General features: G+C 72.6%; 19 protein-coding genes, 1 tRNA gene and 1 pseudogene. 14 read left to right on the plus strand and 7 right to left on the minus strand.

The window, feature by feature from the left end; genetic code table 11:
* The first annotated feature begins 19 nt into the window (after positions 1–19).
* From K336_RS0100460 to bioB, 3 genes are all read left to right on the plus strand, one after another.
* Entirely contained in the window at positions 20–310 is a 291-nt protein-coding gene (locus K336_RS0100460) for a GNAT family N-acetyltransferase (protein ID WP_021797583.1), read from the plus strand.
* A 91-nt stretch (positions 311–401) separates the two neighbouring features.
* On the plus strand, positions 402–1,847 hold the full coding sequence (locus K336_RS0100465) for a sugar porter family MFS transporter (protein ID WP_081660449.1): 1,446 nt from the start codon (positions 402–404) through the stop codon (positions 1,845–1,847).
* A 130-nt stretch (positions 1,848–1,977) separates the two neighbouring features.
* On the plus strand, positions 1,978–3,084 hold the full coding sequence (gene bioB / locus K336_RS13315) for a biotin synthase BioB (RefSeq protein WP_043149908.1): 1,107 nt from the start codon (positions 1,978–1,980) through the stop codon (positions 3,082–3,084).
* Positions 3,085–3,299: 215 nt separating this feature from the next.
* Here the strand turns inward: bioB and K336_RS0100475 are convergent, their stop codons facing one another.
* Complete coding sequence (locus K336_RS0100475; protein WP_028706013.1) at positions 3,300–4,118, minus strand: class I SAM-dependent methyltransferase; 819 nt, start codon at positions 4,116–4,118, stop codon at positions 3,300–3,302.
* Positions 4,119–5,056: 938 nt separating this feature from the next.
* Between K336_RS0100475 and K336_RS0100480 the strand changes: the two genes are divergently transcribed.
* A complete protein-coding gene (locus tag K336_RS0100480; protein WP_021798359.1) occupies positions 5,057–5,629 on the plus strand; it encodes a manganese efflux pump MntP in 573 nt (190 codons plus the stop codon).
* A 334-nt stretch (positions 5,630–5,963) separates the two neighbouring features.
* Here K336_RS0100480 and K336_RS0100485 read toward each other — a convergent pair.
* Positions 5,964–6,037: transfer RNA gene (locus K336_RS0100485), tRNA-Met, on the minus strand.
* A gap of 451 nt (positions 6,038–6,488) precedes the next feature.
* On the opposite strand from K336_RS0100485, the gene K336_RS0100490 reads away from it, so the two are divergent.
* The 7 genes and pseudogenes from K336_RS0100490 to K336_RS17345 form a co-directional block, all read left to right on the plus strand.
* A complete protein-coding gene (locus tag K336_RS0100490; RefSeq protein ID WP_021798358.1) occupies positions 6,489–8,012 on the plus strand; it encodes an ABC transporter substrate-binding protein in 1,524 nt (507 codons plus the stop codon).
* A 5-nt stretch (positions 8,013–8,017) separates the two neighbouring features.
* A complete protein-coding gene (locus K336_RS0100495; protein WP_021798355.1) occupies positions 8,018–8,986 on the plus strand; it encodes an ABC transporter permease in 969 nt (322 codons plus the stop codon).
* Complete coding sequence (locus K336_RS0100500) at positions 8,983–9,801, plus strand: ABC transporter permease (RefSeq protein ID WP_021798360.1); 819 nt, start codon at positions 8,983–8,985, stop codon at positions 9,799–9,801. The genes K336_RS0100495 and K336_RS0100500 overlap by 4 nt, the downstream gene beginning before the upstream one ends.
* A gap of 1 nt (position 9,802) precedes the next feature.
* Positions 9,803–10,651, plus strand: coding sequence for an ABC transporter ATP-binding protein (locus K336_RS0100505; protein ID WP_021798361.1), 849 nt, complete (start codon positions 9,803–9,805; stop codon positions 10,649–10,651).
* Complete coding sequence (locus K336_RS13320; protein ID WP_021798356.1) at positions 10,641–11,519, plus strand: ABC transporter ATP-binding protein; 879 nt, start codon at positions 10,641–10,643, stop codon at positions 11,517–11,519. Before K336_RS0100505 ends, K336_RS13320 begins: the two co-directional genes overlap by 11 nt.
* Positions 11,520–11,529: 10 nt before the next feature.
* Positions 11,530–12,723: a phosphoglycerate dehydrogenase gene (gene serA, locus K336_RS0100515; RefSeq protein WP_021798357.1), complete on the plus strand. Its 1,194-nt coding sequence runs from the start codon at positions 11,530–11,532 to the stop codon at positions 12,721–12,723.
* Positions 12,724–13,032: 309 nt separating this feature from the next.
* Positions 13,033–13,311: pseudogene (locus K336_RS17345) on the plus strand (DUF4956 domain-containing protein); the annotation flags it as partial.
* 263 nt (positions 13,312–13,574) lie between these two features.
* Here the strand turns inward: K336_RS17345 and K336_RS0100520 are convergent.
* From K336_RS0100520 to aroA, 3 genes are read right to left on the minus strand one after another with little or no spacing between them, the layout of a single operon-like run.
* Positions 13,575–14,399 carry an inositol monophosphatase family protein gene (locus K336_RS0100520; protein WP_028706014.1) on the minus strand — a complete coding sequence of 275 codons (825 nt, stop codon included), beginning with the start codon at positions 14,397–14,399 and terminating at the stop codon, positions 13,575–13,577.
* 48 nt (positions 14,400–14,447) lie between these two features.
* Positions 14,448–15,488, minus strand: a complete 1,041-nt coding sequence (gene rsgA, locus K336_RS0100525; protein WP_028706015.1) for a ribosome small subunit-dependent GTPase A — start codon at positions 15,486–15,488, stop codon at positions 14,448–14,450.
* Complete coding sequence (aroA, locus tag K336_RS0100530; RefSeq protein WP_028706016.1) at positions 15,485–16,819, minus strand: 3-phosphoshikimate 1-carboxyvinyltransferase; 1,335 nt, start codon at positions 16,817–16,819, stop codon at positions 15,485–15,487. The genes rsgA and aroA overlap by 4 nt, the downstream gene beginning before the upstream one ends.
* Before the next feature lie 161 nt (positions 16,820–16,980).
* Between aroA and K336_RS13325 the strand changes: the two genes are divergently transcribed.
* Both K336_RS13325 and K336_RS13330 read left to right on the plus strand, forming a co-directional pair.
* On the plus strand, positions 16,981–17,607 hold the full coding sequence (locus K336_RS13325; RefSeq protein WP_021797473.1) for a sigma-70 family RNA polymerase sigma factor: 627 nt from the start codon (positions 16,981–16,983) through the stop codon (positions 17,605–17,607).
* Complete coding sequence (locus K336_RS13330; protein ID WP_021797480.1) at positions 17,604–17,915, plus strand: zf-HC2 domain-containing protein; 312 nt, start codon at positions 17,604–17,606, stop codon at positions 17,913–17,915. The genes K336_RS13325 and K336_RS13330 overlap by 4 nt, the downstream gene beginning before the upstream one ends.
* Before the next feature lie 139 nt (positions 17,916–18,054).
* Here the strand turns inward: K336_RS13330 and K336_RS20025 are convergent, their stop codons facing one another.
* On the minus strand, positions 18,055–18,129 hold the full coding sequence (locus K336_RS20025; protein ID WP_377174161.1) for a 50S ribosomal protein bL37: 75 nt from the start codon (positions 18,127–18,129) through the stop codon (positions 18,055–18,057).
* A gap of 172 nt (positions 18,130–18,301) precedes the next feature.
* On the opposite strand from K336_RS20025, the gene K336_RS0100545 reads away from it, so the two are divergent.
* The gene (locus K336_RS0100545; RefSeq protein ID WP_021797483.1) at positions 18,302–19,786 is read left to right on the plus strand and encodes a sensor histidine kinase; all 1,485 of its coding nucleotides are present in this window, start codon (positions 18,302–18,304) and stop codon (positions 19,784–19,786) included.
* A gap of 118 nt (positions 19,787–19,904) precedes the next feature.
* Here K336_RS0100545 and K336_RS0100550 read toward each other — a convergent pair whose 3' ends face one another.
* Positions 19,905–20,153 (minus strand): WhiB family transcriptional regulator, encoded by a 249-nt coding sequence (locus tag K336_RS0100550; RefSeq protein ID WP_021797476.1) that lies wholly within the window; start codon positions 20,151–20,153, stop codon positions 19,905–19,907.
* Between the last annotated feature and the right edge of the window lie 122 nt (positions 20,154–20,275).

Genomic DNA, 20,275 nt, shown 5'->3' on the forward strand with positions numbered 1-20,275 from the left:
AAGAGGAGGAGGGCATTCCATGGGCGAGGAACGGATCGAGATCGTCGACGACGCCGCCGAGCACCGCTACGAGGTGCTCGTCGACGGGGTCGGAGCCGGCTTCCTGGAGTACTCCGTCGCCGGCGACGTCGTGACGATGCCGCACACCGTCGTCAGCCCCGCCTTCGGCGGGCGCGGGCTGGCCGGCAGGCTCGTCCGACGGGCCCTCGACGACGCCGCGGCGGCGGGGCGCACCGTGGTCCCCAGCTGCTCCTTCGTCGCCGACTGGATCGCCCACCACCCGGGGTACGAGCGCCTCGTGCAGCCCTGACCCCTTGGGCCGAGCCCCCGGAATGAGTGGGACGGGCTCCTCATCGTCCCCTGCGGGCGTAGGTTCGGAGGACCATCCGGAACCATCCGCGATGGGTTCCACCACCTCTGGAGGCAGACGAATGTCCCACACCACCGCCGGCGTCCAGCCGGCTCAGCCCACCAAGGCCAACGGCTTGGTGCTGCGAAGCGCCGTCGTGGCCGCCCTCGGCGGTCTCGTCTTCGGCTTCGACACCGCCGTGATCTCGGGAACCACGACATCGCTCGAGAAGGTCTTCCACCTCAGCGCCTCCGGCCTCGGCTTCACCGTGGCCATGGCCACGATCGGCACCATCGTCGGCGCCCTGTTCTCCGGCAACCTCGCCGACCGGTACGGACGCAAGCCGATGCTCTACGGCATCGGCTTGCTCTACGTCATCGGCTCGCTCGGCAGCGCGTTCACGCCGGGAGGGGCCCACGGGCTCTTCCTCGTGTTCCGCTTCTTCGGCGGCGTCGGCGTCGGCATGTCGAGCGTGTGCGCGCCCATCTACACCGCGGAGATCGCTCCGGCCGCCCACCGCGGGCGCCTCGTCGGCCTCGTCCAGGGCAACGTCGTGCTCGGCATCCTGCTGGCCTACCTGAGCAACTACGTCATCCGTCTCATCGCCCCCGAGGACGTCGCCTGGCGCTGGATGCTCGGCGTCATGGCCGTGCCCGCCATCGTCTTCCTCACCCTCCTCCTGGCCGTGCCCGAGACGCCCCGCTGGCTCATGTCCATGGGGCGCGAGGACGAGGCCGTCGCCATCAGCCGCCGCCTGTGCAGCACCCGGGCCGAGTCCGACGACCAGATCGCCGAGATCCGCGCCCAGCTCGCCGAGCAGGCGGAGCTGCGGTCGGTGAAGGTGAGGTTCTTCTCCAGACGCTACCGCAAGGTGATCCTCCTGGCGTTCTGCATCGCCATGTTCAACCAGATGTCCGGCGTCAACGCGATCCTCTACTACGCCCCGGTCGTCATCCAGGAGGCCGGCGCCTCGGCCGACTCGTCGTACCTCATGAGCGTGGCCGTCGGCCTCATGAACCTCATCGCGACGATGGCTGCCCTCACCGTCATCGACAGGATCGGCCGGCGCGCCCTCATGATCGTCGGCTCCATCGGCTACCTCGCCGCGCTGGGCTTCCTGGCCGGCGTCATGTTCGGCTTCTCGGGGCACTTCAACATGACCTCGTCGGTGCTCGTGCTCATCGGCCTGCTCGTGTTCATCGCCGCCCACGCCTTCGGCCAGGGCTCGGTGATCTGGGTGTTCATCTCCGAGATCTTCCCCAACCGTGTGCGCGGCCGCGGCCAGTCGCTCGGCTCGATGACGCACTGGTCCTTCGCCGCCCTCACCACCTACGCCTTCCCGCCCGTCGTCGCCTCGCTCGGCGGCGGTATCGCGTTCACGATCTTCTTCGTGTTCATGTGCGGTCAGCTGCTGTGGGTGCTCAAGGTCATGCCCGAGACCAAGGGCGTGCCCCTCGAGGAGATGGAGGCCCGTCTGGGCCTGGCCGGGGACGACTGATCCCGGTCGGGGCCGCCCCGGGCCCTTCGAAGGCGCTCCCACCCGCCTACTTGAACATCGTTCAGGTGGGCGGGTAGGGTGCTGTCCATGCCGGACGGGACTCTCCCGTCGGGGCGGACGGAGGTGTGGGATGGATCTCGATGCGATGGTCCGGGACGCGGTGCGGGGACGGTCGATCCCACGGGAGGGCGCCCTGGAGCTGCTGGCCGCCGACGACGCCCGGACACTGCCGATCGTCGCCGCCGCCGGGCGGGTGAGGCGCCACTTCTTCGGCACCGGCGTACGACTCAATCACCTCGTGAGCCTCAGGTCCGGCATGTGCCCCGAGGACTGCTCCTACTGCTCTCAGGCCCTCGGCTCGTCGGCGGAGATCCCCCGGTACACCTGGCTCGACGACGAGCAGGTGCACGAGTCGGTGGAGGAGGGCATCGCGCGGGGCGCCTCGACGATCTGTCTGGTGGCCTCGGGGCGGGGCCCGTCGCCCCGGGAGACGGCCAGGGTCGCCGGGCTCGTCGCCCGCATCCACCGCGAGCATCCCGAGGTGCACCTGTGCGCCTGCCTCGGTCTGCTCGATGAGGACCGGGCCGCGATCCTGCGCGAGGCCGGCGTCGACCGCTACAACCACAATCTCAACACGGCCCGCTCGCACTACGGCGAGATCTGCACCAGCCACGGCTACGACGACCGCGCCGCCACCGTGCGCGCGGTCCGCCGGGCGGGGATCAGCCCCTGCTCCGGGCTCATCGCCGGCATGGGGGAGAGCGACGAGGAGCTCGTCGATGTGACCTTCGCCCTGCGCGAGCTCGGCGTCGGCTCGGTGCCGGTCAACTTCCTCCTGCCCTTCGAGGGCACGTCGTTGGCGGGTCACCGCGAGCTGACCCCGCAGCGCTGCCTGCGCATCCTGTCGATGGTGCGCCTCGTCCACCCCGACGTCGAGGTGCGCTCCGCGGCGGGCCGCGAGTACCACATCCGCACCCTGCAGCCGCTCGTCCTCGAGGTGGCGAACTCGATCTTCCTCGGCGACTACCTCACGAGCGAGGGCGGGCCCGGCCGCGACGACCTGGCGATGATCGCCGATCTCGGTTTCCACGTCGAGGGGGCCGGGGCCGAGGCGGGCACGATCTGCCTCGGCGACGGCCAAGCGGGACCCGGGGCGCGGCGGCCCTCGCGCCTCGACGCGGCCGGCGTTCCCCTGCGCCGCAGGGGGCCGGGGATCCCGCGGGCCGCGACGTCCTGAGGCGGGCGGCGGCCCGGGGCCCGGTCCCGCGGGCCTGTGATCCTCTCATCCCCGAGCCCCCTCACCGGCCGCCGACTCCCGCCTGCCCCCGCCTCGGGCGTGTCCCGTGGACGATGTGCTCTGCCCGGCGTCGGTACTCGTTCGGGTCCGGGCCGCGGGCTGCGATCCGGTCGGCAGCGGCCGGCCGCGCGGCTCGCGAGCCGGGCGGGCCCGCGTCAACCGGACTGCGGCCTGCGGGCCACGAGGGCGATACCGCACATGACGTCCTCGTGGGCCCTGAACGTCGCCGCCATGGAGCGGACGCGCCGACGCAGCTCCTTGTCGCCGGCGAGGTTGCGCACGATCCGCCAGACGCCCGACCAGCCCTCGTCCTCGAGATTGCGGCGCGGCTCGAGTAGGGCCATCGGTGCGGTGCCGACCCAGTCGACGACCAAGCCGGCGTCCTCCAGGAGCCCCCGCCAGGCGGCTGCGGTCATGGGGCGGGCGTTCACGTGGATGGCGCGGGCCAGGTCCCGGCGCAGTCGCGTGCACCGGGCCTCGTCGATGTCGTCGGGGACGACGCCGAGCTCGTGGATCGCGTAGCGCCCGCCGGGGCGCAGGACCCGCGAGACCTCGGCGACGATGGCCTGCTTCCCCCTGTCGCCCTGCATGGTGAGCATGGCCTCACCGATCACCGCGTCGGCGCATCCGTCGTCGAGGCCGGTGTCGGCGGCCTCGCCCCGGCGGCAGACGCCCCGGTCGCCGACGATGGCGGCGACACGGCGGGCGGCCTGCGGATCCCGGTCGATCGCCGTGTACGAGCCGGGCCCGCGACGCATCACCTCGACGGCGGTACGCCCCATGCCGGGGGCCAGCTCGACGACATCGGCGCCGGCGATCCCGACGTGGTCGAGCATCGTCCGGGACAGGGCGGCGCCTCCGGGGCGCAGCACCCGCTTGCCGGCGCGCGCCAGCACCCAGTGGCCGGGTGCGGTGGCGATGGGCCGGTCGGCGAAGGGCAGCGGGATGTCGGGTTCGCTGTTCTTGTCGGTCATGATGGAAGGCTAGGCTCTCGACCGCGTTTAAGTAAGGGAAGACGACCCTAATTTTCAAAGAGGCGACGGAATCCTGACCGACATGCCCGGTACGACCCCGGTGCGACGGTCCTCGAAGGTCCGCGATGATGAGGAGGACCCGTGGAGGGCAGCCGTCTCCGTCGAGTCCGGGGCGGTGCGCGTGGTGGAGGACCGCCCCGAGTCCGTCGCCGAGAGGCCCACCGACGCCGACGGCACCCTCGTGGCGGTGCCCGGTGCGCCCGGGGACCACTCCGACCCGGCGCGCAGGGGCCTGCTCACCCTGTCCGACGTCATGGCGACCGGCCACCACGCGCCCGCATGGCCGAGGTCGGCCCGGGGTCGCGGCGGTCGGCTTGGCCCGCCCCGGCGCCATCATCGGCGGGGTCGGGGTGCCCCACGACGTGACCATCGACCTGATGGGCCTGTTCCGGCGCAGCACCGGTCCGCGCGGCGGTCCCGGCCTCGGTGACGACCTACGACCGGGAGGTCCTGCTCGACGCCGTGCTCTCCGGGGCGATCGTCCCGGGCCGCGTGGTCACCGGCCGAGTCCGACCTCGGCGACGTCCGGGACGCCCACGAGGCCGTGGACGAGCGCAGGGCGGTCGAGTCGCTGCTGCGGGCGGGCCGCGTCCGAGCGGTGGACGGCTCCGTTGACGGCCCGCCCGGCGGGCCGTGTAGCCTCCCCGATGAAGGGGAGTAGCTCCCACTCAGGGCCCCACGGCCCGGAGATGCGTCGACACACTGGCGGGCGATCCCGCCCGGCGCATCGCTTCGCGGATGCCCGTCCCGCGTCATGGCCTCGCGGAGGCCGTGCCCTCGACGGCATCGCCCCTCGAGGGCGGCGGAGTGAGCGAGACCTTCGGCTGTCCATGACGGCCGGGGTCCCGCGGTTCCTCGGCCACCGACCGAGAGGCCCCATGTCCACCATCGCGATCGTCCTCATCGCCCTCGGCGTCGCCGCCGACGCCTTCGCCGCCTCCATGGCATCGGGGGTGCGCATGCGCCGTCTCCACTGGGGCCGGGCGGTTCTCGTCGCCGGTACCTTCGGATTCTTCCAGGCCCTCATGCCCCTGATCGGCTGGGCGCTGGCCTCCCGGTTCGCCGAGCTCGTCGCCCCCGTCGACCACTGGATCGCGTTCGGTCTGCTCGCCCTCCTCGGCGTCCGAATGATCCAGGAGGCCCTGGGCCCGGACGACGAGGACGGTCCCGGCGCCGAGTGGATGGGCCTGCGCCGGCTCCTGCTCCTGGGCGTCGCCACGAGCATCGACGCGGCCGCCGTCGGCGTCTCCTTCGCCGTGCTCGACGTCTCGATCCTCGGGGCGGTGACGATCATCGGTCTGGTCACCTTCGTCGTCAGCCTGCTGGCCGTGCCCGTCGGCCACGGCCTGGGCAACCGCTTCCGCACCCCCGCCGAGATCATCGGCGGCGCGGTGCTCATCGTCCTCGGCACGAGGATCCTGCTGGAGCACCTGGGCGTCCTCGCCTCGTGACGCCCCGGCCCGCGGGGCGCCCGCCATGTGGCGGCGAGCCGGGACGGGGCGACCCGTCCGCCCGGGCGAGGGGGCCGTCGGGACAGGCTCCACCGACCGGGCCGCAGATCCGTCCGCCCGTGAGGGGGAGGGAGTCGAAACCACCCGCGACGCCGTCGCCGTGCGCAGACCCGTCCGCCCGTGAGGGGGAGGCCGTGGGACGATCGTCGTCGCCGGCGGCGCCGCCCGCCGACCGCGGCCCGTGCGGGGAGACCACGGAATGACCGGGCCCGCCGCGCGCCGGACGCACCTGCAGAAGAGGCCCCGGCCCATCGGGCCGGGACCTCTCGTCTCGTAGCGGGGACAGGATTTGAACCTGTGACCTCTGGGTTATGAGCCCAGCGAGCTACCGAACTGCTCCACCCCGCGTCGGCTCCTCCCATCGTAGGCACCCCCGTGGCAAAGTCAAGATCGGTTCTCTGCCGGTTCTCGGCGCCACCGGCCCGGGCGCGGTCCGTCGAGGGGCGGCGCTCCCGCGGCCGCCTCGGCAGGCAGCGCCTTGCCGGTACGGCACCGCCCGACGCGGGGACGCCCGCGCGGGACCCGTCAGGCGGGCCCATGGAGGACGGGCGGTGGGCGACCTTCAGGGCAGTGAACGATGTTCGGGGTTGTTGCTGGGTTGTTTCCGTGTCGAAGCTGGGTGTTGCTGAGCATGGCCGGCTGAGAAACTCGCCAGTCGTTCCCAGGCGCGCCGGGGCGGGTCACTGGCGTAGGATCGCGGAAGACCCGTCCCGTCCGGACAACGCAGGCCGGCCCGGCCGTTCGGCCACTCCCCGTGGCCGGCGGGCCGCGGGCCACGAGATCGAGGGGGAGACCTTCAATGAACATCCGGCTCGGACGCCGCTCGTTCCTGAGCGCGGCGGCGATCGGCGCGGCGGCGTCGCTCGTCGGCTGCTCGGGCGGCGAAGCGGAGGAGACCCAGGAGCAGGCCCGGCAGCTGGTCATCGGCGCGACGGCCGCCCCCGCGGCGCTCGACCCCTCGACCAACAGCGGCGCGGCCATCTCGCAGGCCCTGCTGTACAACGTCTACGAGACCCTCGTGAAGATCGATTCGTCCGGCGACATCGTGCCGCTGCTCGCCACGGGGTGGAACGAGTCCGAGGACGGGCTCACCTACACGTTCACGCTGCAGCCGAAGGCGACCTTCGCCAGCGGCGCCCCGCTGAACGCCGAGGCCGTCAAGACATCGCTCGAGCGCATCGTGAACGACGACTCGGTGATCGCCACCCTCAAGTCGCAGCTCGGCTCGATGGAGTCGGTCGCCGCGCAGGACGACTCGACCGTCGTCGTGAAGCTGTCCCAGCGCGACAACAACTGGCTCTACTACGCGGCCCAGACCGCCGGCATCATCTACGAGCCCGACAGGCTCGACCAGCTCGACACCGCCCCGGCCGGCTCCGGCCCCTTCGTCTTCGACTCCTGGAGCGAGGGCAACCCGATGGTGCTGCGGCGCAACGACTCCTACTGGGGCACGCCGACCGTCTTCGACAGCGTGACCATCAAGTACTTCAGCGACCCGAATGCCGAGAACTCCGCCATGAGCAGCGGCGACCTCGACGTCATCTCGAACGTCCAGGCGCCGCAGTCGATCAGCCAGTTCCAGGGCACCGACCAGTACACGATCCTGAACGGCACGACGATGGGCGAGGTCGTCCTCGGCTTCAACCACCAGCGCGAGGCCTTCTCGGACGTGCGCGTGCGCCAGGCCATCAACCATGCCATCAACCGGTCCGACCTGCTCCAGACGGTCACCGCCGGCTACGGCACGCTCATCGGCTCGATGGTCGCCCCCACCGATCCCTGGTACGAGGACCTGTCGGGCACCTACGACTACAACCCCGACACCGCCCGCCGGTTGCTGGCCGACGCCGGCCACCCCGACGGTCTCACCTTGGCGTTGCGCGTGCCCAACCTGCCCTACGCCACGAGCGCCGCCACCTTCATCGCCAGTCAGCTGTCCCAGGTCGGCATCACGGTGACCACCGACACCCTCGAGTTCCCGGCCCGCTGGATCGACGAGGTCATGACGAAGTCGAACTACGACATGACGATCATCAGCCACGTCGAGGGCCGCGACATCGAGAAGTGGGCCAACCCCGACTACTACTGGCACTACGACAACGCCGAGTTCCAGCGGCTCATCACCGAGGCCAGGACGGGCCCGGCCGACGAGCAGACCGAGAGGATGAAACAGGCCGCCCGTCTCCTCGCAGACGACGCGGCCGCCGACTTCCTCTACTCGATGGCCAACCTCGTCGTCCTGCGCTCGGACATCTCGGGCGTCCCGGAGAACCTCACCAGCGAATCATTGGACCTGACCGCGGCGTCATCGACGAACATCTGACCGGCATGCGTACCCTCGGCTCCGTCGGGCGCCGGCTGCTGAGCCTGGCTGTCAGCCTGCTCATCACCTCGTTCATCGTGTTCATGCTCGTCAACGCGCTGCCCGGTGATGTCGCCGCGACGATCCTCGGCCCGAACTCCGACGCCGCGTCCATCGAGGCGCTGCGTCGGCGCCTCGGTCTCGAACGGCCCCTGCTGCTGCGCTACGCCGAGTGGCTGGGCGGGCTCCTCACCGGGCGTCTGGGCACGTCCGCGCTCTCGAGCACGCCGATCGTCTCGATCATCGGCTCGAAGCTGGCCGTCACCGCGTGGCTGGCCACCGGAGCGATGCTCCTGGCGGTGGTCCTGGCGGTCCCGGCGGGCCTGTACGGCGCGGTGCGCCGCAAGCGCGCCGACGGCGTCGTCATCTCGGGCCTCACGCAGCTCGCCATGGCCGTGCCTCACTTCCTCGTCGGCCTCGTGCTCATGATTGTCTTCGCCGTCCGGCTGCGCTGGTTGCCCGCCAACGGCTACACGCCGCTGACCCGCGACCCGCTGCAGTGGCTGCGGCACCTCGTGCTGCCGGTCGTCGCCATCGCCGTCGTCGAGGCGGCCATGCTCACCCGCTATGTGCGCTCGGCGTTCATCGAGGTGCTCGGCGAGGACTACTTCCGCACCGCCCGCGCGGTCGGCTGGCGGTTCGTCCCGGCCGTCACCCGCCACGGCCTGCGCAACGCCAGCCTCGGCGTGGTCACCGTCGCCGGCCTCCAGCTGGCCTCGCTGTTCGTCGGCTCGATCGTCGTCGAGAACGTCTTCCTCCTGCCGGGCCTGGGATCGCAGCTGCTCACGTCGGTCAACCAGCGCGATCTCCCGGTCGTGCAGGCGATCGTCATGATCTTCGTCGCGATCGTCCTCGTCATCAACACGGCGGTCGACATCGTCCACCAGCTCCTCGACCCGCGCGTGCGCACCCGGGAGGAGGCGGTCGGCTCATGAGGCGCAGCGTCTCGCTCGTCGTGGGCGCCGTGCTCGTCGGAGTCGTCGTCGCACTGGCCGTCGTCTCGTTCCTCTGGACGCCGTACGACCCCGGGGTCGTCGACGCGCCGAGCGCGCTCCAGGGCCCCAGCGGAGCGCACCTGCTCGGCACCGACGGCTTCGGCCAGGACATCTTCTCGCGGGTCCTCGTCGGCGCCCGCATCTGCATGCTCGTCGGCGTCATGGCGGCGGCGATCGGCGCCCTCATCGGCGTGCCGGTCGGCATCTGGGCCGGCATGAGCCGGCGCCGCGTCGGGCACCGCATCATGCGCTGGGCCGACATCCTCTACGCCTTCCCAGCGCTGCTGCTCGCCATCCTGCTCGCCGCCGCCCGCGGCACCGGCTCGACGGCGACCGCCATGGTCGCCATCGGCATCAGTGCCATCCCCGCCTTCGCCCGCGTCGCCAACAGCGCCAGCCTCGGCGTCATGAGCCGCGACTACGTCGCGGCGGCGCGCTCCTCGGGCATCAGCTGGCCGGCCATCGCCTGGCGCCACGTGCTGCCGAACATCCTGCCCGTCGTGCTCGTGCAGGTCTCCTCGGCGCTCGGCACGGCGATCCTCGCCGAGGCGGCGCTGAGCTACCTGGGCGTCGGAACCCAGCCGAGCACGCCCACATGGGGACGCATGCTCTACGACGCGCAGAAGTTCATCTACGACCATCCCGCCCAGCTCGTCGTCCCGGCGGTGTTCATCGCCACGGCGGTGCTCGGCTTCAACCTGCTCGGCGACGGGCTCCGCGAGCTCCTCGATCCCAGACTGAGGCAGGAGGACTGAGGTGGGTGCGCTGCTCAGGGTGCGCGATCTGCACGTCGACTTCGGCAGGCGCCGCGTCGAGGCGCTGCACGGCATCGATCTGACCGTCGAGGCGGGCGCCCGCGTCGGCCTCATCGGCGAGTCCGGTTCGGGCAAGTCCGTCACGGCGCTCGCGGCGATGGGCCTGCTGCCCGACAACGCCCACGTCTCCGGCTCCATCGAGTTCGCCGGCCGCGAGCTCGTCGGCCTGTCCGACGCGGGCTTCGCCGCGCTGCGCGGCGATCTCGTCTCGATGATCTTCCAGGAGCCCATGACGGCCCTCGACCCGACGATGCGTGTCGGACGCCAGGTCGCCGAGGTGCTGCGCCTGCACCAGGGGGCTCCGGCGGGCATGGCGCGGGCGCGCGTCCTCGAGATGCTCGACCGGGTCGGCCTTCCCGATCCGGGTCGCATCTCGATGAGCTTCCCCCACCAGCTGTCCGGCGGCCAGCGCCAGCGCGTCCTCATCGCCATGGCCCTCATCAACCAGCCCGGTCTCGTCATCTGCGACGAGCCGACGACCGCTCTCGACGTCACCGTCCAGGCCAGAGTGCTGCGCCTGCTCGACGAGCAGCTCGACGCCGCCGGCGCCGCATGCCTGTTCATCAGCCACGACCTGGCCGTCGTCTCGCAGGTCTGCGACGAGGTGGCGGTCATGTACCGCGGCGACATCGTCGAGGCCGGGTCGATCGCCGAGGTGCTCGCCCGCCCGCGGCACCCGTACACGGCGGGCCTCATCGCCACCGCGCGCATCGACGAGCTCGCGCCCGGGGACCGCCTGCCGGTCATCGAGGACTTCTGGGACGGACGGGGGAGCGCCCATGGCCGGTGACGAGCGCGCCGGGGCGGACGTCCCGGTCTTCGAGGCCCGCCGCCTCACCCGCACCTTCCGGCGCAGCGGCACCGGGGGGCGGGTCATCGCGCGGGCCCTCGACGGCGTCGACCTCTCCGTGCGGGCCGGCCAGCGGCTGGGCATCGTGGGGGAATCCGGTTCGGGCAAGAGCACCCTCATCCGCGTCCTCGACGCGCTGCTGCCCCCGAGCTCGGGCGAGGTGCTGTTCCGCGGCCGCCGCATCGACGACGCCTCGGCCTCCCGGCTCGGGGATCTGCGCTCCAGCGTCCAGATGGTCTTCCAGGACCCGCGCAGTTCCCTCGACCCGCGCATGAGGGTGGGCGACATCGTCACCGAGCCGCTCCGCTCGCCCCTGCTGCGCGGGCGGGCCGACATCCCGCGCGACCACCGCGAACGTCTCCACGAGGTGCTCGCCCAGGTGGATCTCGAGGCCGACGCGGCGGACCACTACCCGCACGAGTTCAGCGGCGGGGAGCGCCAGCGCATCGCCATCGCGCGCGCCATCGCCCCCCGCCCCGACGTCCTCATCGCCGACGAGGCGGTCTCGGCCCTCGACGTGTCGGTCCGCGCCCACGTGCTCAACCTGTTCGCCGAGCTCGTCCGCGGCGGGGGGCTGACCCTCGTCTTCGTCAGTCACGACCTGGCCGTCGTGCGGCACGTGTGCGACTCGGTCGCCGTCATGCGCGGCGGCCGGATCGTCGAGTCCGGGCCGATCGAGCGGGTCTACGGGCGGCCCGAGCAGGAGTACACCCGGACCCTGCTGGCCTCGGTGCCGAGGCTGCGGGTCCGGCCCGCCCGGGGCGGGCACGATGAGATGGGCGCGTCCGACGCGGGGTCGCCCGCATAGGATTCACGCCATGAAGGCACTTCTGCTCGAGAACGTCCACCCCGAGGCCACGAGGATCCTCACCGAGGCCGGCTACGACGTGGAGACGCGCGCCGGGGCGCTGGGCGAGGACGAACTGGTGTCCGCACTCGACGGCGTGGAGCTCCTGGGCATCCGATCGCGCACCAACGTCACCGACAAGGTCCTGGCGCGCATCCCCTCCACCCTCAAGGCCATCGGCGCCTTCTGCATCGGCACGAACCAGATCGCCCTCGAGTCCGCCGCGGCCAAGGGCATCGCCTGCTTCAACGCCCCGTACTCCAACACCCGCTCGGTCGTCGAGCTGGCCATGGCCGAGATCGTCGCCCTGGCCCGCCACCTCACCGACCGCAACGCCCAGATGCACGAGGGCACGTGGAACAAGTCGGCGTCCGGCTCGCACGAGGTGCGCGGCCGCCGGCTCGGCATCGTCGGCTACGGGAACATCGGGTCGCAGCTGTCCGTGCTGGCCGAGGCCTTCGGCATGCGCGTCCACTACTACGACATCCAGGACCGCCTGGCCATGGGCAACGCCCAGCGCTGCGACACCCTCGAGGAGCTGCTCTCTCGGGTCGACGTCGTCTCGCTGCACGTCGACGGGCGTCCCGAGAACACCGGCTTCTTCGGCGAGGACGAGTTCGCCGCGATGCGGCCCCGCTCGTTCTTCCTCAATCTCTCCCGCGGCTCCGTCTTCGACCACAGGGCCCTCGCCGACGCGCTGCGCTCGGGCCACCTGGCCGGCGCCGCGGTCGACGTCCACCCGACCGAGCCCAGGAGGGCGGGGGAGCGCTTCGTGTCGCCGCTCCAGGGCCTGCCGAACGTCATCCTCACCCCGCACGTGGGCGGATCCACCCAGGAGGCCCAGGTGAGCATCGGCCGGTACGTCGCCGGCAAGCTCAGCGAGTACGTCACGACCGGAGGGACCTCGATGAGCGTCAACCTGCCCGAGGTCACCGTCCCGGCGCGCGAGGGCAGCCGGGTGGTCCACATCCACCGCAACGTCCCGGGGGTCCTCGGCGCCGTGAACTCGGTGCTGTCCGAGCACAACGCGAACATTGCCTTCCAGGCCCTGTCCACCCGCGGCGAGGTCGGCTACGCGGTCACCGACGTCGTGGCGGCCGAGTCCGGCTGGTTCGACGCCCTGGCCGAGGTGCCGAACACCATCAGCTGCCGGGTGATCCGCTGAGGCACCGGCCGGGAGGCCTCCCGGGGACGCGTCCTGCGGTCCCGGGCGTCGGCTCCTCGACGACGGGCCGGCACCGAGGGGCGGATGGATCTGCGTCCGGGCGCCGTACCGACCCTGGAACGGGCCCCGGAGACCCCCTGACGCGGCCCCGCCTCTGAGAGCCGCCGGTCCGGGGCGGTTCCGCACGGTTGCCGTAGCCCTATCGGGGCACGGACTATCGGGGCACAGAGCGCATCACCCTCCGCACGGGGTGCCCGCGGTTCTGCGCGGCTGAGCCGTTCGCAAACCCCGGAGGAATGGAGCCTGATCATGTCGAGCCACGTCCTCGTCGCCGTCGACGCAGTGGTGATCTGCCTTCTCGTGTTCGGCGTCCACCTGCCGAGGCACCACCGCAGGGACATGGTCGTCTCGTACATCACGGTGGGCATCGGCGTCCTCGCCGTGGCCGTCGCGCTGTCCATCAGCGCGACGGCGGCCGGCCTGGGCATGGGGCTGTTCGGCGTCCTGTCGATCATCCGTCTCCGCTCCGAGGAGCTCGGCCAGATCGAGACCGCCTACTGCTTCAGCGCCCTGGCGCTCGGCCTGCTCGGCGGGGTCGGCGTCCGGTCCCGCGCCGGGGCCCCGCGGCCCGGCGCGGCGCGGGCCGCCTCGACCCGGGGCCGCCGCACAACAGGTGGCACCGGACGATGGGCGGCCTCGCCCCCGACCTCACCGTCGTCGAGGGGCCCCCTCGCGACCGGTGAGCGCGGGGAGCGGTCGGGCGCGGGCCAGCCGGACGGTCGGCACGGCCGGCGGCAGGGCGCCCCGACGGGGTCCGGGAGCGGTCGCTCGGGCGGCCGGCGGCCCGGGCTTCAGGAGCGCCCGTCGTCCGGATCGGGCCCCTCGTCGGGGGCCAGGCGCTCCAGTACCTCGTCGTGGAGGATGCCGTTGGTGGCCAGCGCGCCACGACCGACCGGGCCCGGGGCCCCGTCGAGGTTCGTGAAGCGGCCGCCGGCCTCGGTGACGATGGGCACGAGGGCCGCCATGTCGTACAGCTCCAGGTCCGGTTCGCAGGCCAGGTCGACGGCCCCCTCGGCGACGAGCATGTAGCTGAAGAAGTCGCCGAAGGCCCTCGTCCGACCGCAGTCGCGCATGAGATCGACGAAGCCTTGGCCACGCCCCCCGTCGATCCAGCCGTGGATGGAGGAGTACGACAGGAAGGCGTCGGCGAGGTGTGAGGTGCCCGAGACGCGGATGGGGTTCGGGGTGAACAGCGACGTGCCGGTGAAGGCGCCCGAGCCCTCGGCCGCCCACCAGCGGCGCCCCAGCGCCGGGGCGCTCACGACGCCGACGACCATCTCTCCGCCCACCCGGAGGCCGATGAGCGTGGCCCAGATCGGCACGCCGCGCACGTAGTTGGCGGTGCCGTCGATGGGGTCGATGATCCACTGACGCGGCCCGTAGCCGGTGTCGGGCATCTCCTCGCCGTGGACGGCGTCGCGGGGACGGGCGGTGGCGAGCGTGTGCCGCACCGAGGCCTCGATGGCCTGGTCCGCCTCGGAGACGGGCGTGCGGTCGGCCTTCGCCCGGACCTTCAGGTCCCGCGCCTTGAAGCGGTTCAGGGCGAGGGAGTCGGCGTTGTCGGCCATGAGATGGGCGAGGCGCAGATCATCGGTGTAGTCGGGTGCAGCGGCCATGCGCCCGACTCTAACCGTTCGGTCCTCCGCCGGCCCGGCGGCGCCGGCTCAGCGGCGGGTCACGGGCCGGTCGACGGCCTCCAGGACGCGGCGGAACGAGCCGAGGCGGGCCTCGGAGAGCTCCCCGCGCCGGGCCGCCTCGTCCAGCCCGCACTCGGGCGTCCCCGCGTGGTGGTTGCAGCCGCGGGGACAGTCGGCGGTGAAGCCGGCCAGATCGGTGAAGGCCGCCAAGATCGTCTCCGGCCGCACGTGGCTCAGGCCGAAGCTGCGCACGCCGGGGGTGTCGATGACCCAGCCCGGCTCTCGGTCGTCGACGGACGGCAGGGCGAGGGCCTCGGCGGAGGTCGAGGTGTGGCGCCCCTTGCCGGTGACGTCGTTGACGCGCCCGGTGACGCGTCCGGCGCCGGGCACGAGGCGGTTGATGAGGGTCGACTTGCCGACGCCGGAGTGGCCCACGAGAACGGTCACCCGGCCGGCCAGGAGCGCGCGCAGCCCTGACAGGTCGGAGCCGGGCGCGCAGACGATGATCGGCACGTCGAGCGGCTCGTACAGGGCGACGAGCCCGGCCGGGTCGGCCAGGTCGGCCTTGGTCAGCGCGATGACCGGTCGAACCCCGGCGTCGTAGCCGGCCACGAGGACGCGGTCGATCATGCCGGGGCGGGCCGGGGGATCGGCCAGCGAGGTCACGACGACGAGCTGGTCGGCGTTGGCGACGATCGGGCGCTCGCTCGGGTCGGTGTCGTCGGCGGTGCGGTTCAGCTCGGTGCGCCGCGGCTCCACCTCGACGATGCGCGCCAGCGTGCCGCGCTCGCCGCTCGTGTCGCCGACGACGCGCACCAGGTCGCCGACGATGACGCCCCTGCGGCCCAGCCGACGGGCCTTGGTGGCCAGCAGCGCGCTCCGGTCGCCGTCGACCATGCGGCAGTGGTAGCGGCCGCGATCGACGGTGATGACGCGGGCGAGCCGCGCCGCCGAGTAGTCGGGGCGGTCCTTCGTCCGGGGACGACTGCGCCGGGCGGGGCGCCCGAAGTCGTGCGCGTCGAAGTCGGTGCCGCGGCCGATGGCGCCGCGCGTGCGGCGGGGGCTCATCGGGCGGCCGCCATCGCGTCCCAGCGCGCGGCGAAGTCGGGCATCGTCTTGGCGGTGCAGCCCACGTCGTCGAGCCGCACACCGGGGACGACGAGCCCCATGAGCGCGCCCAAGTGCGCCATGCGGTGGTCGCCGTGGCAGGCGAACAGGCCATCGCCCGCGCTGGGGTGCAGCGCATCGAGCCGCCCGGCCATGCCGGTGACGACCAGCCCGTCGTCCAGCTCGCGCACCGGGACGCCGAGACGGCCCAGCTCGGCGGCGATGGCCCTGATGCGGTCGGTCTCGTGACCCCGGATGTGCCCGACGCCCGTGATCGTCGTGGGGCCCTCCGCCACGGCCGCCAGCGCGGCGACGACCGGAGTCAGCTCGCTGGCCTCGTGGAGGTCGAGCGGGGCGCCGGCGAGCGGGGCGGCTGAGGCGCTCAGCCCGTCGGGGGCGGCGGTGACGGCCGCGCCCATGCGGATCAGGACGTCGCGGATCGCCGCGCCCGGCTGGGTGCTGCGGCGCGGCCAGCCGGCGATCGTCACCGTCCCCCCGGTGAGCACGCCGGCGGCCAGGAAGGCCGCTGCGTTCGTGAGGTCCGGCTCGATGCGCTCGTCGCGGGCCTCGACGACGCCCGGACGGACCCGCCAGTGACGGCCCCCGACGAGGGTCTCGACGTCGATCCCGTGCCGGGCGGCCATGGCGATCGTCATCGCGATGTGCGGAGCCGAGGGCACCGGGGGGCCGACGTGCTCGACGTCCAGGCCCCGCGGGAGGCGGGCGCCGACGAGCAGGAGCCCGGAGACGTACTGGCTGGAGCCGCTCGAGTCGATCCGCACCGGGCCCCCGGCCAGCCCGTCGCCGGCGTCGAGCGTGAAGGGGAGCGCGTCGGCGTCGACGGCGGCGCCGAGGGCGCGCAGGGCCGCGAGCAGCGGGGCGACGGGGCGTTCGCCGGCCCGCTCGTCGCCGACGAACGAGGTCCGTCCGCCGGCCAGCGCCGCGATCGGCGGGACGAAGCGCATGACGGTGCCCGCCAGGCCGCAATCGATCGGCCGCGCGGCCGCGTGGAGCGGGCCCGGCACGACGCGCAGGGCGGGGCCCTCGGCCTCGACAGTGGCGCCGAGGGCGCGCAGGGCGTCCGCCATGAGGCGGGTGTCGCGGGCGTCGAGGACGCCGCGGATGGTGCTGGGGCCCTCGCTCAGCGCGGCGAGGACGAGCGCCCGGTTCGACTCGGACTTCGACCCGGGCACCTCGACCACCGCGCGGAGGGGCCCGGCCGGGCGGGGCGCCCGCCAGGGGCCCACGGCGGACGGTCGGGGGGCGCGCGTGCCGGTCGCGGGTTCGCTCATGGGCCCCAGACTATCGAGTCCTCCCGCCGGCCCTCCGGGGGCGCGCACCCGGCCGGCCCCGGCGGGAATACCCGCGCCGGTTCCGGCGTTGTCCGGGTGTGATGACAGCGACGGCGCCGGGTGATTCGGTACTGTCATGTGCGATGAACCCGACTGATGAAATGCGCGATGCCGACGTCGACCCGCCCCGGCGGGACGCCGACATCCGCGACACCGAAACCGACGAGCAGCGGATCGCCCGGTTCGAGCGCGACGCCATGGTCCATCTCGACCAGCTCTACGGCGCGGCGCTGCGCATGACGCGCAACCCCAGCGACGCCGAGGACATCGTGCAGGAGACCTATGCGAAGGCCTTCGGCTCGTTCAAGCAGTTCCGGCCCGGCACCAATCTCAGGGCATGGCTGTACCGCATCCTCACGAACACGTACATCAACAGCTACCGCAAGGCCCAGCGCCAGCCGCGGACCAGCGGCGGCGAGGAGGTCGAGGACTGGCAGCTGGCGAAGGCGGCCTCCCACGACTCGAGCGGGCTGAGGTCCGCCGAGACGGAGGCGCTGTCGGCCATCCCGGACCAGGCGGTCACCGATGCGCTCAACGCGCTGTCGGACGACTTCCGCCAGGCGGTGCTGCTGGCCGACGTGGAGGGCTTCTCGTACAAGGAGATCGCCGAGATCATGGGCACGCCCATCGGCACGGTGATGTCGCGGCTCAACCGGGGCCGAGCGCAGCTGCGCTCGTCGCTGGTCGACTACGCGCGCGAGCACGGCTTCGGAAGGCAGCAGAGATGAATGAGATCGGTCCCGAGCTCTTCCCGGTGGAGGCGACCGACGAGGAGGCCTGCGAGTACGCCATGGCCAGCGTGTACGCCTTCCTGCACGGCGAGCTGCCCGAGGCGACGGCCGACGAGATCCGCCATCACCTCATGATCTGCGAGAACTGCATGGATGACTTCGACATCGAGTCGACCATTACGACCCTCGTGCGGCGCAGCTGCGCCGACACGCCCTGCGCCTCCGTCGAGCTGCGCGCCCGCATCGTCCGGCTCGCCTTCATCGGGCGGCAGGCCTCCCGGGCCACCGGGCAGCAGGCCTCCTAGGCCCGGACGGTTCCCGTCCGACGCCCGGGTCGGCTCCGCGGCGCGGGCGGGAGCCCCCGTCCGCCGGGCCCCGCCGCCCGAACCTCCGTGGGGGACGGGGCGGGCGCGCATCGCGCCGGGGCCCGGACGGGCGTCCGGCTCAGGCGTTGGGGCGCTTGCCGTGGTTGGCGCCGTTCTTGCGGCGGGCGCGGCGCTTGCGACCGGTCTTGGCCATGTCGACCTCCAGAAGTCCAGGGCCGGGCCCGGCGGCCCGACGTCGATGATCCACGGCCCCGGCCGGTGCGGTCGGGGCACGGCCTCTGAGTCTGCCACGCGCCGGGCCCGCAGTCGAACCGGCGCGTCGGCGTCCGGCCGGCCCGGTCGCGCCGCCCGCTAGGATCGGCTCCATGCTGACGATGGACCGGGTGCTCACCCAGCGCACCACGCTCGCCGAGGAGGACCGGGACTGGCTCGACTCCTTCGTCCGCGAGTGGCACGTGCTGGCCGACACGAGCTTCTCCGACCTCGTCCTGTGGGTGCCCGACGTCGACGACAACATCTTCTGGGCCGTCGCCCAGCGCCGCCCCGTCACCGGCCCGACCGCCCTCGAGGAGGACGTCGTCGGTTCCGAGATCCGCTACGAGCCGGACTCGCTCGTCGTCGAGGCCTATCTGTCGCGCGAGATCTGCGAGACGAGCGACAACAAGTTGCAGGCCGGCATCCCCGTCGACGTCTGGGCCATCCCCGTCATCCGCCACGGCGAGGTCATCGGCGTCGTCGAGCGGCACACGAACCGGATGGGCGTCCGTGCGCCGGGCGCCATGGAGGACGCCTACCTGAGGATCGCCGACACCCTGTCCAACATGCTCTGGCACGGCGACTTCCCGATCGACCCGCCGGGCGACCTCACGCTCAGCCCCCACGTCGGCGACGGCCTCATCCTCGCCTCCGCCGACGGCGAGATGACCTACGCCAGTCCGAACGCCGTCTCGGTCTACCGCCGGCTGGGGCTGGTCGGCGACCTCATCGGCGAGAACCTGTGCCGGCTCACCGTCGACGGCCTGGGCGCCGAGGTGCAGCCCGTCGAACCCACCCGCATGCGCTTCAACGGCCGTCGGGCGGGGGAGTATGAGGCGGAGAACGGCGCGGGCTCCATGCGGCTGCGCGTTCTGCCGCTGAGCGAGGACGGCGAGCGCATCGCGATCATGGCGCTGTGCCGCGACATCACCGACCTGCGCTACCGCGACCGCGAGCTCATGACGAAGAACGCGATGATCCGGGAGACCCATCATCGGGTCAAGAACAACCTGCAGACCGTCGCCGCCCTCCTGCGCCTCCAGTCGCGCCGGGCCACCTCCCAGGAGGCCCGCGACGACCTCGACGACGCGATGAGCCGCGTGCAGTCGATCGCGATCGTCCACGAGATCCTCTCGCGCAGCTTCGACGAGGCCGCCGAGTTCGACGAGATCGCCGACAAGATCCTCCAGATGGTCGGCGACGTGGCGGCCAGCTCCGGTGTCGTGCGCGCCACGCGCGAGGGCAGCTTCGGGCTCGTCCCGGCCAAGGCGGCCACCTCGCTGTCGCTCATCATGACCGAGCTGTGCCAGAACGCCATCGAGCACGGCCTGGACGCGGGCGCCGGCGCGGTGCGCGTCGTCCCGCAGCGCCGGGAGGACGGGGGGCTGGTCCTCGACGTCGTCGACCAGGGCGTCGGGCTGGCCGACGACTTCCGGCTCTTCCAGACCGACAGTCTGGGGACCTCGATCGTCGCCGCGCTCGTGGCCGACATGCACGGCGAGTTCACGCTGTTCAACAACGCCGACGGCGTCGGCGCGACCTCGCGGGTGGTGATCCCGGCCGAGACCCTGGCCGTTCCGGGTTCCGGGGCGTGAGCCCGCCCGCGCACCGGAGGATCCCGGACCCGGGGCGGGCGGCGCGGACAGGACGCACGAGGGAGGGGCGTCCGCCGATGCGGACGCCCCTCCCTCGTGTCTGCTGCCGGGTGGCTGCTCAGGCGGCCCTGCGTGCGCGTGCGGCGCGCCGCTTCATGGCGCGGCGCTCGTCCTCGGACAGGCCGCCCCAGACGCCGTGGTCCTGGCCGGCCTCGAGGGCCCAGGCGAGGCACTCGTCGCAGACGCCGCAGCGGCTGCAGACCTTCTTGGCCTCCTCTATCTGGGCGAGGGCCGGGCCGGTGTTGCCGATGGGGAAGAAGAGTTCCGGGTCCTCGACCCGGCAGGCGGCTTCGTGGCGCCAGTCCATTTCGTGCACGACTCCTTAGGCGAATGGCGGGCCCGTCGGCCCGCCGTCCCGTCGTCCGCGTCCGGGCCCGTCGGCCCATCGCGGATGCGGTGACGATTCCTGGGACAATCCTGAGCTGGTCA

The organism is Propionibacterium acidifaciens DSM 21887 (assembly GCF_000426605.1).
Classification (GTDB): Bacteria; Actinomycetota; Actinomycetes; order Propionibacteriales; family Propionibacteriaceae; genus Propionibacterium; species Propionibacterium acidifaciens.

What these genes read in the sequence shown, in the direction of transcription:
- K336_RS0100460 (WP_021797583.1), top strand. Translation starts at nt 20, where the DNA reads ATGGGCGAGGAACGGATCGAGATCGTCGACGACGCCGCCGAGCACCGC.
- K336_RS0100465 (WP_081660449.1), top strand. Translation starts at nt 402, where the DNA reads ATGGGTTCCACCACCTCTGGAGGCAGACGAATGTCCCACACCACCGCC.
- bioB (WP_043149908.1), top strand. Translation starts at nt 1,978, where the DNA reads ATGGATCTCGATGCGATGGTCCGGGACGCGGTGCGGGGACGGTCGATC.
- K336_RS0100475 (WP_028706013.1), bottom strand. Translation starts at nt 4,118, where the DNA reads ATGACCGACAAGAACAGCGAACCCGACATCCCGCTGCCCTTCGCCGAC.
- K336_RS0100480 (WP_021798359.1), top strand. Translation starts at nt 5,057, where the DNA reads ATGTCCACCATCGCGATCGTCCTCATCGCCCTCGGCGTCGCCGCCGAC.
- K336_RS0100490 (WP_021798358.1), top strand. Translation starts at nt 6,489, where the DNA reads ATGAACATCCGGCTCGGACGCCGCTCGTTCCTGAGCGCGGCGGCGATC.
- K336_RS0100495 (WP_021798355.1), top strand. Translation starts at nt 8,018, where the DNA reads ATGCGTACCCTCGGCTCCGTCGGGCGCCGGCTGCTGAGCCTGGCTGTC.
- K336_RS0100500 (WP_021798360.1), top strand. Translation starts at nt 8,983, where the DNA reads ATGAGGCGCAGCGTCTCGCTCGTCGTGGGCGCCGTGCTCGTCGGAGTC.
- K336_RS13320 (WP_021798356.1), top strand. Translation starts at nt 10,641, where the DNA reads ATGGCCGGTGACGAGCGCGCCGGGGCGGACGTCCCGGTCTTCGAGGCC.
- serA (WP_021798357.1), top strand. Translation starts at nt 11,530, where the DNA reads ATGAAGGCACTTCTGCTCGAGAACGTCCACCCCGAGGCCACGAGGATC.
- K336_RS0100520 (WP_028706014.1), bottom strand. Translation starts at nt 14,399, where the DNA reads ATGGCCGCTGCACCCGACTACACCGATGATCTGCGCCTCGCCCATCTC.
- rsgA (WP_028706015.1), bottom strand. Translation starts at nt 15,488, where the DNA reads ATGAGCCCCCGCCGCACGCGCGGCGCCATCGGCCGCGGCACCGACTTC.
- aroA (WP_028706016.1), bottom strand. Translation starts at nt 16,819, where the DNA reads ATGAGCGAACCCGCGACCGGCACGCGCGCCCCCCGACCGTCCGCCGTG.
- K336_RS13325 (WP_021797473.1), top strand. Translation starts at nt 16,981, where the DNA reads ATGCGCGATGCCGACGTCGACCCGCCCCGGCGGGACGCCGACATCCGC.
- K336_RS13330 (WP_021797480.1), top strand. Translation starts at nt 17,604, where the DNA reads ATGAATGAGATCGGTCCCGAGCTCTTCCCGGTGGAGGCGACCGACGAG.
- K336_RS0100545 (WP_021797483.1), top strand. Translation starts at nt 18,302, where the DNA reads ATGCTGACGATGGACCGGGTGCTCACCCAGCGCACCACGCTCGCCGAG.
- K336_RS0100550 (WP_021797476.1), bottom strand. Translation starts at nt 20,153, where the DNA reads ATGGACTGGCGCCACGAAGCCGCCTGCCGGGTCGAGGACCCGGAACTC.